Source organism: Limnohabitans sp. DCL3 (assembly GCF_048019295.1).
GTDB lineage: Bacteria > Pseudomonadota > Gammaproteobacteria > Burkholderiales > Burkholderiaceae_C > Limnohabitans_A.
In genome coordinates, this window is record NZ_CP171842.1 from 521,221 (window position 1) to 534,251 (window position 13,031).

At 62.8% G+C, this 13,031-nt stretch carries 11 protein-coding genes; 2 read left to right on the forward strand and 9 right to left on the reverse strand.

Annotated elements, in window-relative coordinates; all coding sequences use genetic code 11:
• Window positions 1-3: 3 nt before the first annotated feature.
• From ACHEXK_RS02280 to ACHEXK_RS02295, 4 genes are read right to left on the reverse strand one after another with little or no spacing between them, the layout of a single operon-like run.
• Entirely contained in the window at window positions 4-1,614 is a 1,611-nt protein-coding gene (locus tag ACHEXK_RS02280) for an acyl-CoA carboxylase subunit beta (RefSeq protein WP_416547671.1), read from the reverse strand.
• Window positions 1,611-2,510, reverse strand: a complete 900-nt coding sequence (locus ACHEXK_RS02285) for an SDR family oxidoreductase (protein WP_416547673.1) — start codon at window positions 2,508-2,510, stop codon at window positions 1,611-1,613. The genes ACHEXK_RS02280 and ACHEXK_RS02285 overlap by 4 nt, the downstream gene beginning before the upstream one ends.
• The gene (locus ACHEXK_RS02290; protein WP_416547674.1) at window positions 2,507-3,160 is read right to left on the reverse strand and encodes a TetR/AcrR family transcriptional regulator; all 654 of its coding nucleotides are present in this window, start codon (window positions 3,158-3,160) and stop codon (window positions 2,507-2,509) included. Before ACHEXK_RS02290 ends, ACHEXK_RS02285 begins: the two co-directional genes overlap by 4 nt.
• Before the next feature lie 5 nt (window positions 3,161-3,165).
• On the reverse strand, window positions 3,166-4,329 hold the full coding sequence (locus ACHEXK_RS02295; RefSeq protein ID WP_416547675.1) for an acyl-CoA dehydrogenase family protein: 1,164 nt from the start codon (window positions 4,327-4,329) through the stop codon (window positions 3,166-3,168).
• Between the two features lie 121 nt (window positions 4,330-4,450).
• On the opposite strand from ACHEXK_RS02295, the gene ACHEXK_RS02300 reads away from it, so the two are divergent.
• Window positions 4,451-5,656: an acetyl-CoA C-acetyltransferase gene (locus ACHEXK_RS02300; RefSeq protein WP_416547677.1), complete on the forward strand. Its 1,206-nt coding sequence runs from the start codon at window positions 4,451-4,453 to the stop codon at window positions 5,654-5,656.
• Window positions 5,657-5,687: 31 nt separating this feature from the next.
• A complete protein-coding gene (locus ACHEXK_RS02305) occupies window positions 5,688-7,841 on the forward strand; it encodes a 3-hydroxyacyl-CoA dehydrogenase NAD-binding domain-containing protein (RefSeq protein ID WP_416548823.1) in 2,154 nt (717 codons plus the stop codon).
• Between the two features lie 64 nt (window positions 7,842-7,905).
• Here ACHEXK_RS02305 and ACHEXK_RS02310 read toward each other — a convergent pair whose 3' ends face one another.
• Genes ACHEXK_RS02310 through ACHEXK_RS02330 form a run of 5 tightly spaced genes read right to left on the reverse strand, consistent with a single transcriptional unit; the run spans window position 7,906 to window position 13,024 of the window.
• The gene (locus tag ACHEXK_RS02310) at window positions 7,906-8,868 is read right to left on the reverse strand and encodes a DMT family transporter (RefSeq protein WP_416548825.1); all 963 of its coding nucleotides are present in this window, start codon (window positions 8,866-8,868) and stop codon (window positions 7,906-7,908) included.
• A 20-nt stretch (window positions 8,869-8,888) separates the two neighbouring features.
• Window positions 8,889-9,527: a trimeric intracellular cation channel family protein gene (locus ACHEXK_RS02315; RefSeq protein WP_416547679.1), complete on the reverse strand. Its 639-nt coding sequence runs from the start codon at window positions 9,525-9,527 to the stop codon at window positions 8,889-8,891.
• A gap of 11 nt (window positions 9,528-9,538) precedes the next feature.
• The gene (locus ACHEXK_RS02320) at window positions 9,539-10,858 is read right to left on the reverse strand and encodes a DASH family cryptochrome (RefSeq protein ID WP_416547681.1); all 1,320 of its coding nucleotides are present in this window, start codon (window positions 10,856-10,858) and stop codon (window positions 9,539-9,541) included.
• 4 nt (window positions 10,859-10,862) lie between these two features.
• Window positions 10,863-12,461 carry a deoxyribodipyrimidine photo-lyase/cryptochrome family protein gene (locus ACHEXK_RS02325; RefSeq protein WP_416547683.1) on the reverse strand — a complete coding sequence of 533 codons (1,599 nt, stop codon included), beginning with the start codon at window positions 12,459-12,461 and terminating at the stop codon, window positions 10,863-10,865.
• On the reverse strand, window positions 12,458-13,024 hold the full coding sequence (locus tag ACHEXK_RS02330; RefSeq protein WP_416547684.1) for a hypothetical protein: 567 nt from the start codon (window positions 13,022-13,024) through the stop codon (window positions 12,458-12,460). The genes ACHEXK_RS02325 and ACHEXK_RS02330 overlap by 4 nt, the downstream gene beginning before the upstream one ends.
• Window positions 13,025-13,031: the final 7 nt, after the last annotated feature.

Here is a 13,031-nt window from a genome sequence, read left to right on the forward strand (position 1 = left end):
GGTTCACATGCGGGCCACGCCAAACGAGGTGGCGCGGGGTTGGCGGGCTGCACTTTCGGCGCAGGTGTCGAGGCAAAAACTGAGCACGCTGCGGGTGTCACGCGGGTCGATCACACCGTCATCGAGCACCAGGCCGCTGGTGTAGAAGGCGTCGGCCTGCGCTTCAAACAAGGCCACGATCTTGTCGAACTGGGCCTGCATCTTGTCGGGGTCGGGCGTGATGCCTTTGCGGGCCATGCCGGCTTCGGTCACGATCTGCATGGTGCGTGCGGCTTGCTCGCCGCCCATGACGGCCGTCTTGGCACCCGGCCAGCTGAACAAAAAACGCGGGGCATACCCCCGCCCGCACATGCCGTAATTGCCCGCACCAAACGAGGCGCCACACTGGATGGTGATCTGCGGGACGGTGGCGCTGGTCACGGCTTGGATCATCTTGGCGCCGTGTTTGATCATGCCGCCTTGTTCGCTGTCTTTGCCCACCATGTAGCCCGTGGTGTTTTGCAAATACACGATGGGGTGGCCCAGCTGGCACATCCACTGGATGAAGTGTGTGGCCTTGTTGGCCCCGGCGACATCGATGGGGCCGTTGTTGCTGATGATGCCCACGGCATGCCCGCCGATGCGGGCTTGTGCGCACACCGTGGCTGCGCCGAACAGCGGTTTGAATTCCAGAAAATCCGAGTCGTCCGCCAACCGCAAAATCACCTCGCGCAGGTCGACGGGCTCGCGGTGGTGGACGGGCATCAGGCCCAGCAGCTCTTCGGCGTCCAGGCGCGGGGGCTTGGATTCTCGTGGTGTCTTTTGTGCAGCCCAGTCCCAACGTGCCACCACATCGCGTGCCATGCCCAGCGCGTGGCGGTCGTCTTCGCACAGGTATTCGCCCAGGCCCGACACGCTGGTGTGCATCTCGGCGCCGCCCAACTCCTCTTCGGTGGCCACTTCGCCGGTGGCGGCTTTGAGCAAAGGCGGCCCCGCCAGAAAAGCCCGCGAGCGGCCACGCACCATGATCACCGTGTCCGACAGGCCCGGCATGTAGGCCCCGCCTGCGGTGCCCGAGCCGTGCTGCACCGTGAGCACGGGCAGGCCTGCGGCCGACAAACGGGCCAGATTGCGGAACAGGCTGCCGCCCAGCACAAAACCTTCAACCTTGTACTGCATCAAATTGGCCCCGGCGCTTTCGACCAGGTGCACAAAAGGCAGCTTGTTTTCGAGGGCCAACTCTTGCACCCGCAAAATCTTTTCCAGGCCCCGCGCCTGAATGGCCCCGGCTTCGATACCCGAGTCACTGGCCACCACCATGCAGCGCACCCCGCTGATGAACCCGATGCCCGCAATCATCCCGCCGCCGGGCACCGACTTGGCCGGGTCGGGGGTGTCCTGCATGAAGCCCGCCAGCGCACACAGTGGCAAGAAGGGCGCACCCGGGTCCAGCAGCAAGGCGACACGCTCACGCGGCAGCAACTGCCCGCGTTTGTCGAACACCGATTTGGACTGGGCCGAGGCAAGCGCTGCGCGGTCTTGCAGGGCATGCCACTGCGCCAAGCGGGCCAGAGCCGCCTCACGCCTTTGCTGCGCGACAGGGCTGTGCGGGTTCCAGGTGGATTCAAAAGTCATTGGAAAACCTTGGGGGTCACGGCGCGGTGAAAGCCGTCAAAAGCTTTGACAGCGTCGCGTGTTTGCACATCGGCTGGGGCCGTGGCCTGCTGCCAGCCCATGCGCATTTGGGGGCGGGCACCGTCCACGCGCAGCACAGTGCCGCTGATGAAGCTCGCGGCGGGCGAGAGCAAAAACACAATCGCAGCCGAGGTCTCTGCCTCGGTGCCAAAACGGCCTTGTGGCACCGTGGCGCGCATGGCGCGCAGCATGTCTCCGGCTTCGGGTGGGTAGTGGTCCATGCCGCTGCTGGCGATGTAGCCCGGGGCCACGGCGTTGACGCGCACGCCTTGCGCCGCCCACTCCAATGCAGCGGTTTCGGTGAAGCTGACCATGCCCGCACGCGCGGCACCGCTGTGGCCCATGCCGGGCATAGAGCCCCACATGTCGGCCACGATGTTGACCACCGCGCCGCCGTGCTGCTGCATGCTTTGGTTGAAGCACTCGCGCGCCACCAAAAAGCCACCGGTGAGGTTGGTGTCGATGACCGCCTGCCAACCCTTGGCGCTGGTCTTGGCCAGGGGCGAGATGTACTGCCCGCCCGCGTTGTTGACCAGACCTTGGATGCGGCCGTGCTGCTGCACCACCTGCGTGACCATGGCTTGGACATCGCCCTCGCGCCGGATGTCGCAGCTGTGCCAAGTGGCTTGCCCACCGTCACCCGTGATCTCTTGCGCTGTGGCGGTCAGCTTGTCGGGGTTGCGGCCCACCAGCACGACATGCGCGCCAAGACTGGCCAGCTCGTGTGCGGTGCAGCGGCCAATGCCCGAGCCGCCCCCAGTCACCAAAATCACTTGGCCCGCCAGCAAGCCGGGGGTGAAAACCGATTGGTAATTGCTGACAGGCGATGGGCTCATGGGGTGTGTTTTAAAAAAAGTTGCAAGGCGGTTTCGGTCAACTCGTCCAGCGTGGCACGTTTGGCAGGGTTGCTTTTGCGGGCAGGTTCGTACCATTGCACCGACCAGTTGAGCGCACCAAAAATCATCAAACGCGCCAAACCCACAGGCGCTTGCAGTTGCCCTGTGTCATGCAGGGCTTGCAGCACCGGCATCCAGGCGGCCTCGTAGTCGTCTTTGAGTTCGGTGATGGCTTTGCGCTGTGCGGAGGCAAGCGAGCGCCACTCGTAGAGCATCACTGGGATAAAGTCGCTGTCGGGGCCCAACAGCACATCGAAGTGGTGGCGGATGAGTTGGCGCAAGCGCTCGCGGGCGCTGTCGGCCGTGGTGTGTGTGCAGGCCGCGTGTTGCCGCGCAATGGCTTGCTGCATGCCTTCGACCATCACGGCCAGCAAGAGGTCCTGTTTGTTGCCAAAGTGGTAGAAAGGCGAGCCTGACTGCATGCCCACAAGCGCTGCGATCTCGCGGGTGCTGGTGGCGTCGTAACCCTGGCGCTTGAACAACTGCGCCGCCGCCGAGATCAGCGCCTGGCGGCGGTTGCCATCGTCGCGTTCGCCCGCCGTCTTTTTGGGGCGCCCGCGTGCGCGTTTGGGTTCGGCCAGCTCGCTCATGCGTTTCAGCGACCCGCCAAACCCATGCTGCGCGAGATCACTTCTTTCATGATCTCGTTGGTGCCGCCATAAATGCGTTGCACACGGGCATCGGCATAGGCGCGGGTGATGGGGTATTCCCACATGTAGCCGTAGCCGCCGTGCAGCTGCACACATTCGTCCATCACCTTGCACTGCAAATCTGAGCACCAGTACTTGGCCATGCTGGCGGTTGCGGTGTCGAGTTTGTCTTGCAGCAAGAGCTCTGAGCATTTGTCCACAAACACACGCGCCACCTGCACCTCGGTCTGCAACTCGGCCAGGGTGTAGCGGGTGTTCTGGTAATTGCCCACAGCCTGGCCAAACACCTTGCGGTCTTTCACATATTGAACCGTCCAGTCGATCGCCGCTTGCGCGGCCGCAATGCCGCCAATCGCGATTTGCAGGCGCTCCCATGGCAGCTGCTCCATCAGGCAAATGAAGCCCTTGCCTTGCATGGCCGTGCCGCCCAGCAGCTGGTCTGCGCTGACTTTGACGTTGTCAAAGAAGAGTTCGGACGTGTCCTGCGCTTTGAGGCCCAGCTTCTTCAAACGCTTGCCTTTTTCAAAGCCGGGCATGCCGCGTTCAATGAGGAACAAGCTGGTGCCTTTGGCCCCGGCGGCCGGGTCGGTCTTGGCCACCAGGATGACCAGGTCGGCGTGCCAGCCGTTGGTGATGAAGGTCTTGCTGCCGTTGATCAAATAGCTGCCGTCCGCTTGCAGCAGTGCGGTGGTTTTCACGCCCTGCAAGTCCGAGCCCGCAGCCGGTTCGCTCATGGCAATCGCGCCCACCATCTCGCCGCTGGCCAGCTTGGGCAGGTACTTTTGCTTTTGTGCCTCGGTGCCGTAATGCAGGATGTAAGGGGCGACGATTTCGCTGTGCAGACCGAAGCCAATGCCGCTGAAACCGGCGCGTGCGAGTTCTTCCATCTGCACCACCGAATACAGCTTGTCCGCATCCGAGCCACCATAGGCCTCAGGCAATGTCATGCACAAAAAGCCGTTTTCACCGGCTTTGTTCCAGACGGCGCGGTCCACATAGCCTTGCTCTTCCCAAGCCTCGTGGTGGGGGGCGATTTCTTTGTCCATGAATCGGCGAAAGCTGTCGCGAAAAGCTTCGTGGTCGGCGGTAAAAAGGGTGCGTTCGATCATGGCTGTCACCTGTTGGACTGAAAGTTTGATTTATACAAAGCGTTTGCTTGGTAAAAGTCTATACTGAATGCAGAACCCCACAACACAGGGCAAACCCCTTGATGACCCCCAGGAGACATTCATGAGCGAAGCATTTGTTTATGACGCCCTGCGTACCCCGCGTGGCAAAGGCAAAAAAGACGGCAGCCTGCACGAGGTCAAACCGGTCAGCCTGCTCTCAGGCGTGTTGCGCGAGCTGCAAAGCCGCAACCAGCTCGACACCGCTGCCGTGGACGACGTGGTCATGGGCGTGGTCTCGCCCATTGGCGAGCAAGGCTCGGTCATCCCCAAAGTGGCGGCGCTGGCGGCGGGCTGGGACTGGCGTTGCTCGGGTGTGCAGCTCAACCGCTTTTGCGCCTCGGGTTTGGAGGCCGTGAACATGGCCGCGATGAAAGTGCGCAGCGGCTGGGAAGACCTGGTGGTGGCCGGTGGCTTGGAGAGCATGAGCCGCGTACCGATCGGCTCGGACGGCGGCGCCTGGGCGCAAGATCCCGAAACCCACAGCGCCACACTCTTTGTGCCGCAAGGCATTGGCGCTGATTTGATTGCCACCATGAGTGGCTTCAGCCGACACGATGTCGATGCCTTTGCGGTCGAGTCGCAAAAGCGCGCCACAGCAGCGCGTGCGGCCGGCCACTTCGATCGCTCGGTCGTGCCGGTCAAAGACAAGCTGGGCCAGGTCATTCTGGCGCACGACGAATTCATCAAACCCGGCACCACCGTGGAAACACTGGGTGGCCTCAAAGCCTCGTTTGAGCAGCTGGGCGCCATGGGCTTTGACGCGGTGGCCTTGCAGCGCTACCCGCAGGTCGAGCGCATCCAGCATGTACACCACGCGGGCAACTCGTCCGGCATCGTGGACGGCGCAGCGGCGGTGCTCATCGGCTCGGAGGCCGCAGGCAAAACCCATGGCCTCACGCCGTGTGCCCGCATCGTGTCGGTGGCTTTGTCGGGGGCCGATCCGACCATCATGCTGACGGGCCCCATGCCGGCCGCACGCAAGGCGTTGGCCAAGGCGGGTCTGACGATTGACCAGATCGATTTGTTCGAGGTGAACGAAGCCTTTGCCGCTGTGCCCATGAAGTTCATGCAAGAGATGCATGTGCCGCACGAAAAAGTGAACGTGAACGGTGGCGCGATCGCCATGGGCCACCCGCTGGGGGCCACGGGCGCCATGATTTTGGGCATCCTGATCGACGAGCTGCACCGCAGACAGCTGCGTTACGGCTTGGCCACTTTGTGTGTGGGCGGCGGCATGGGCATTGCCACCATCGTTGAACGCGTTTGACCGGGAAAAGAGCACCATGAGCACCATCATTTTGAAAACACTGCGCTACGAACTGGCGGACGGCATCGCCACCATCACCTTTGACGAGCAGGGCTCGCCGGTCAACACCATGTGCCTGCCATGGCAGGCCGATTTGGCCCAGGCGGCCGAGCAGGTGGCCAAAGACAAGGCGGCATTGAAAGGCGTCATCCTGGCCTCGGCCAAGTCGACCTTTTTTGCGGGGGCCGACCTCAAGGGCGTGATGCGCTCCCAAGCCTCAGACGGCCCGCGTGTCTTTGCCGACATCGAAGGCATCAAGAAAGCTTTCCGCACCATTGAAACCTTGGGCGTTCCCGTGGTCAGTTGCCTCAATGGCTCGGCCCTGGGTGGTGGTTGGGAAGTGGCGCTGATCGGCCACCACCGCATCGCCACGGCCAACCCCAAAACGCAGTTCGGCCTGCCCGAAGTCACGCTGGGCTTGATTCCTGGCGGTGGTGGCATCACCAAAATGACGCGCCAGCTGGGCCTGCTGGCGGCGCAGCCCTACGTGCTGGAGAGCAAACTCTTTGGCCCCGAAGAGGCGCAAAAGCTGGGCCTGGTGCACGAGATTGTGGCGAGCGACGAGCAGCTGCGCCCCCGCGCTTTGGCGCACATCGCGGCAGCCCAAGGCCAGCCCGAAGCCGCCCAACACCTGTGGGACCGCAAGGATTACAAAATGCCCGGCGGCACGCCGAGTAACCCCAAGATCGCGGGCATGCTGAGCGTGGCCCCGGCCGTGCTCAAGCAAAAAACACGCGGCCTGTACCCCGCCCCCGAAGCGGCGCTGGCCGCCATGGTCGAAGGCGCGATGGTGGACTTTGACACCGCCATGCGCATCGAAAGCCGATATCTGGCGGGTCTCATGACCAGCCAGGTGGCGCGCAACATGATCAACACCTTCTTCTTCAACATGAACAGCATCAAGGGCGGCCAAAGCCGCCCCAAGGCTGCACCGCGCTACAAGCCCCAAAAAGTGGGCATCTTGGGCGCAGGCATGATGGGCTCGGGCATTGCCTATTCACAAGCCAGCCGGGGCATCGCCACCGTGCTCAAAGACGTGAGCGTTGAAGCCGCAGAAAAAGGCAAGGCCTACAGCCACCAACTCACCCAAAAGCGCGTGGACAAAGGCCGCATGACCGCAGACAAACAAGCGGCTTTGTTGTCACTCATCCAGCCCACGGCCAGCGCTGCAGACCTCCAAGGCTGTGACCTGATCATCGAGGCCGTGTTTGAAAACCGCGAACTCAAAGCCCGCGTCACGCAAGAGGCCGAGCCCATGCTCGCTGAAGGTGGCTTCTTTGCCAGCAACACCTCGACCTTGCCCATCAGCGGCCTGGCCACGGCCAGTGCCAAACCCGAGAAATTTGTGGGCATCCACTTCTTCAGCCCCGTGGACAAGATGCAGCTGGTGGAGATCATTCGCGGCGCAAAAACCGACGACGACACCATCGCCCGGGCTTATGACTACGTGCAGGCGCTGGGCAAGCTGCCGATCGTGGTGAACGATTCGCGCGGCTTTTACACCAGCCGCACCTTTGGCACTTTTGTGATGGAGGGCGCAGCCATGCTGGGCGAGGGTATCCCTGCCCCCGTGATCGAAAACTTGGCCATGCAAGTGGGCATGCCTGTGGGGCCACTGGCCGTGCTGGACGAAACCGCGCTGTCGCTGTCGGTGCATGTGCTGGACCAAACCCGCGAAGACTTGGCCAAAGAAGGCAAAACCCACACCGCCACGCCCGGTGAATTGTTGGTCGAGCGCATGGTCAAAGAGCTCAAACGTCCTGGCCGCGCCGCAGGCGGTGGTTTTTACGACTACCCTGCTGGCCAGAAAAAGACGCTGTGGCCTGAACTCAAAACCCGCTTTGAAAAAACCGATGTGGCCTACAACCCCCAAGACATCCAAGACCGCCTGTTGTACCGCCAAGCGGTAGAAACCGCCCGCTGCCTGCAAGAAGGCGTGCTGACCTCGGTACACGACGGCAACATCGGTTCGATCTTCGGCATCGGCTTTCCAGCCTGGACGGGCGGCGCGTTGCAGTTCATCTACGGTCAAGGGGTGGATGCGTTTGCCAAGCGGTGTGCAGAACTGGCCGCGAAGTATGGTGCGGGCTTTGTGCTGACGGCGGAAGTGATGGCGAGCTTGAAGCAGCATCAGCCGGTGTATTGAGGGGGCAGACCTCGGGCCTCAAGACACAGCACGGCGGCGATCGAGCCGCTCCGGTTTGTGTTCATCAAACCGCCTTGACCCGCACCCCGCCCATCACCCCCGCCACCAACAGCGCAATGCCGGTCAGCGTGAGGGGTTCGGGCCACTGGCCGCGCAGCCAAAAGGCGTAGGCCAGCGCTGCCAGGGTCTCAAACACGATCAATTGCCCCGCCAGGGCGGTGGGCAAGCGTTGGCTGGCGGCGTTCCAGCACAGGGTGCCCAGCCAAGAGGCGAACAGGCCAATGGCCATCATGAGACCGATGAATTCCAGGGGGCGTGGGCCCAGCGGCATGGGCATGGGGTGGTGTGTGGCGCTGGTCCAGAGCCAGAAAGCTGCATAACCGAACAACGCCAGTGGCAGCGTGGCGATGCCTTGTGCTGTGGCCCAGACGCGGGGGTTGCGGTCGGGGTGGCCGCGCAACCAGTCGGCGTTTTTCAATGGGTACCAGGTCCAGCAGACCACCGCGCCAACGGCCAGCACAGCACCCGTGATGTAGCGTGTGGTGTCAGCGGCTGGGTGTTGCACCAGAGCGGTCCACTCGACATGGTTCACGCAGGCGATGCCCAGCAAGATGAGCACCAGGGGGGGGGCGAGTTTGAGCCAAGGAAAACGCCCATCGCGCTGGTGGTTGAGCACGTTGGCCGAGACGGCGATCACCACCGGCAGCGTGCCGATGATCATCGTGGGCAATGCGCCGCCCGCACGCTGGATGGCGCTGGCCAAAAACAGGTAATAGAGCACATTGCCGATGGCCGCCAGTTTGAGCGCGGCCAGCCAGTCGCTGTGGGTGAGGCGAAGGATCTCGGCACGGTCCATGAACGCCAAGGGCAGGGCGATCAAACCAAAGGCCAGATAACGGCCAAACGTGTGCAGGGCGGCAGGGTATTCGGGCAGCATCAAGGGGCCGACAAACACCAGGCCCCACATCATGCCGGCGGCCAATGAAAAGAAAATGCCTCCCCATAAAGCGCTGGTGTTGTTCGGCATGGCGTGGGTGTTCAAGGGGTTCAGGTGCGCCAGGCAGGCAGTTGCCAATTGCGCCAAAGTGCCAGTGCGCGCAAGCCGACCGTGATCACCACGCAGCCCAGCAGAGCCAACCAGCCGGGGGCATCGATGAGCCACAAACCCACATAGGTCCAGCCACCCGCAAAGGCGCAGACCGCGTAGGGCCGGTGGTCTTTGAAGGCGCTAGGGATTTCGTTGCACACCATGTCGCGCAGCACCCCGCCAAACACGCCGGTGATCAGGCCCATGAGCACGGCGACCACCGGCGGCATGAGGGCCTGCAGCGCATGGTGCACACCGGTGGCGGTGAACAAGCCCAGGCCGACAGCATCGGGCCAGAGGATGGCTTTTTCGGTGACTTCAAAATGGCGCTGGCGCATGAAAGCCATGGCCAGCACGCACAAGGCCAAAACGCCCCAGAGGATTTCGGTGTGTTGCACCCAAAAGAAGGGGCGCTGGTCGAGCAGCAAATCGCGCAGGGTGCCACCGCCAAATGCGGTCAAGAAAGCCACGACACAGACGCCCACCGCATCGAGCTGTTTGCGCGCCGCTTCCATCAGGCCCGAGAGGGCAAAGGCGGCAGTGGCCGACAACTCGACCAGCAGGCGCAGGGTGTCTCCCCAAGTTTGAATGACATACATGCCATGGATTATCAGGCCAGCCAGACTTGCCGATAGCGCCCTTGTGCGTCGTGGTCCTGCGTTTGTTTGCTGGGGTTGAAGCGTCGTCCGGCCCTTGGGTCGGTGCCCCGGCCACTGACATACAGCCAATTGCCTTGGTTGCTGCACACGTCAAAGTCCACCAATTGCGATTCAAACCAGGCGGCACCCGTGCGCCAGTCGCAAGACAGGTCGTGCACCAAAAAGCTGGCCACAATTTGGCGCATGCGGTTGGAGGTGAAGCCCGTGGCGGCCAGCTCGCGCATGCCCGCGTCCACGATGGGCTCGCCGGTTTGGCCGCTGCACCAGCGTGCAAAGTCCTTGGGGAAGTGGGTGGGTTGGGGCAGCTTCGACAAACCCCGCGCCGCATAGAGTTGCGGGCCGTGTTGCCGATGCAGCATGCGGAAGTTGTCGCGCCACAGCAGCTCAAACCACAGCCAATACGTGCCGTCGTTGCTGCCGTGTTGTTGTTCGTAGGCTTGCAGGTTGGCCCAAATGCGGCGGGCCGACACCGCGCCCGTGGCCAGCCAGGGCGACCAGTGGCTGCTGGTGTGCTGGCCTTGCAGGGCGTTGCGGGTTTGTTTGTAGCGGTCGGGCCACGGCGGTGTGAGGTAGTTTTTCAGGTGGGCCAAAGCGCTGGCCTCGCCGCCACGGCAAGCGGCTTGGGTGTAGGGAAAGTTGGACCGCGTGTGTGCGTCACCCTCGGTGTGGGCCTGGAGCAGCGTGAAGGGGCTGTCGGTCCAGCCGGGCAAAGTGGTCAATGGCTCATCGGGCGGAGCAGGCAGCTGGGTGGGTGCAGGCAGCGGTGCCAAAGGTTGGAGCCGTGCCGATTCAATGCGCTGGCGAAACTTGGTGAAGACTTGTGGCATGTCTTGGGCCGTAAAGGGCAAGGCGTCGGGTTCGATCAGGCTGGACTGCCAAAGTGTTTTGACCGTGAGGCCTGCGTTGATCAGCGCTTGCACTTGATCTTCTTCTTTGGGCGCGGCGATGTCTTCGCAAAACACGGTGTCCGCGCCTACTTGGCGGGCGCAGGCGGGCAGCACTTCGGCCACAGGGCCGTGCAGCAAAACCAAGCGCTGGTCCAGGCCCTGCAATGAAGTTTGCAGGTCTTGCAGTGTGTCGGCCACAAAGCGCCTGCGGTGCACGCCCATGCGGCGAAATCCCCAGGCCGTGTCTTCGTCTTGCACGGGTTCGTGCACATGAACCAGCAACAGGGCTTGCTGGTGCGCTTGGGCGTGGGCGATGGCTTGCTGAAGAGCGCGTTGGTCGTGCAGCCGCAAGTCGTTTCGGAACCAGAAAAGGGTGGTGCGCATGCTTCTAAAAATCAAAGCCCAACTGTGCGCTGGGTGGGGTGTTGGCGGGTGATGACTGGCCAGACTTTCGGCGGCGGGTCTTGGGGGTGTCGCTGTCGCGGGTGAAGACATCGCGTTGCTGACTGCTGCCGTGTTTGCGCGAGGCGTGTTTGTCGACGATGGCTTTTTGGCCTGCTTTCACCCCCGGCTCGGCGCGACGAGCATGCAGCGCCGCTTTGGCGGTGCGCGTGGCTTCGGCGAGATCCACCACGGGCAGTGGAATGTCGGCCTCTGGCCCGCTGCCCACGCTCAGACCGCAGTGGCGCTGCACCTCGGGTGGCATGAGCCAAGGCTCAAACAGCCAGGTGTCGGGCACGCGTCGCATGTGAGGCAGCCAGCGGCGCACAAAAATGCCTTTGGGGTCGTGGTCTTGCGCTTGCTTGATGGGGTTGTACACCCGCGTGGTGTTGATGCCGGTGGTGCCCGACTGCATTTGCATCTGGCTCCAGTGGATACCGGGTTCGTAGTCCAAAAACTGTGTGGCCAGCCACTGGCCCACGGGCCGCCAGTCCAGCCACAGCGGGTAAGCCGCGACGGACACCAGCATGGCCCGCATGCGAAAGTTGAGCCAGCCGGTGTGGTAGAGCATGACCACGCAAGCATCCACCATGGGCCAGCCGGTGCGGGCCGAAGTGAGGGCCGCAAAGTGGGCGTCGCTCCAGCCGTCTTCCCGCAGGCCGTCGTAGCCCCGGTGCATGTTGCGCCACTCGATCTCGGGCTCGCTTTCGAGCTTTTGGATGAAGTGGCAATGCCAATACAAGCGGCTGATGAAGCCGATCAGACCGGCGCGGTGCCTGCTGGTTTGTGGGGGCAGGGCATTGAGCGCAGCGCGTGTGCTTTGCACCACTTCGCGCAGGCTGATGCAGCCATAGGCCAGGTAGGCGGACAAGCGAGAACACGCCGTGGGCGAAGTCAGCGGTGAAGAAATACCACCCCGGTAACCCTGCGCCCGGGCATCCAAAAAACTGTGCAAGGTGTCGAGGGCGAGGCTGCGCCCCCCGCGTTGACGCTCAGGCGGGTTGTGCTGCAGGCCGGGCGGCGCCGTCATCACCTCGGGCCCCTGGTATGGAGCAGGGTCAAAAAAGTGCAACTCAGGAAGAAGCACTTGCGGTGCAGCCATGTGTTCCTCCCAGCGGGCCTGCCAGGTGTTTCGGCTTTTCAGGCGACGCACCACACCAAACTGCGGCCATTCGGTCCAGGCCACGCCCACGCTGCGGCACCACGCGCCCACTTGCAGATCGCGTGCATAAGTGAAGGCGTTGCCAGTTTCTTCGTGCGCTACCAATTCCGAAAATGGCGCTTGCGCGTGCAGGGCGGCAAGCACTTGAACCGCCGGCCCCACACGCACTTGCAAGCTGCCGCCCATGGCTTGAAGCTCACGGTGCAGTTCGATCAAAGATTCGCGCACAAACTCAAAGTGCTGCAAGGCCGCATCGGGTTGTGCCCAAAGCGCGGGCTCGACAATGTACAAGCACAGCACGTGGCCCTGGTGGGCCGCGTGTGCCAACGCCGCATGGTCGTTCAGGCGCAGGTCGCGTTTGAACCAGATGACGCGGTAGGTCATGGACGGTCAGTTGTTGTCAAGTCCACGGGACCCAAACCGCCAGGGCCTTGGCCGTAGCGAGTGAGGTCAATCGCAAAGCACGCCAAAAGGGTTTCAGGCACATCAGGCGCTTGCAGCCGCAAGTAACGGCGCACGAAGTCAGCCGCATGCCAAGGCGCGGTAGAGCCGCTCCAAACGGCGCGGTCCTGAATCTGCCATGCACCCGCCGACTGGCGCAGCACCACGATGCTGGGGTTCAGGGTTTTGAAAGTCACCTCGGCCATGGCCCAGTCGTCTTGGGTTTGCACTTGCACAAGTTGTGCTTCCAGGGAATCGGGCAGACTGTGTTGTTGGATGGTTCTCAGCAACTCGCCCATGGCAGGGTCCGGCGCTTCAATTTTGCCCAGCGTTGGACATGGGGTATGCCAACGGCGCCATTGCTCGGACGCCCATCCCTGGGCATCCACCACCCGGCCACTCACCTCGAGCAAAGTGCCGTGGTCATGAGGCACCCAGTGGATGTGGCTGTCCAAGACCAACAGGCCAGAAATGCCCAATAGGGTGGCTGCAACGTGGCGTTTCATCGCGGTG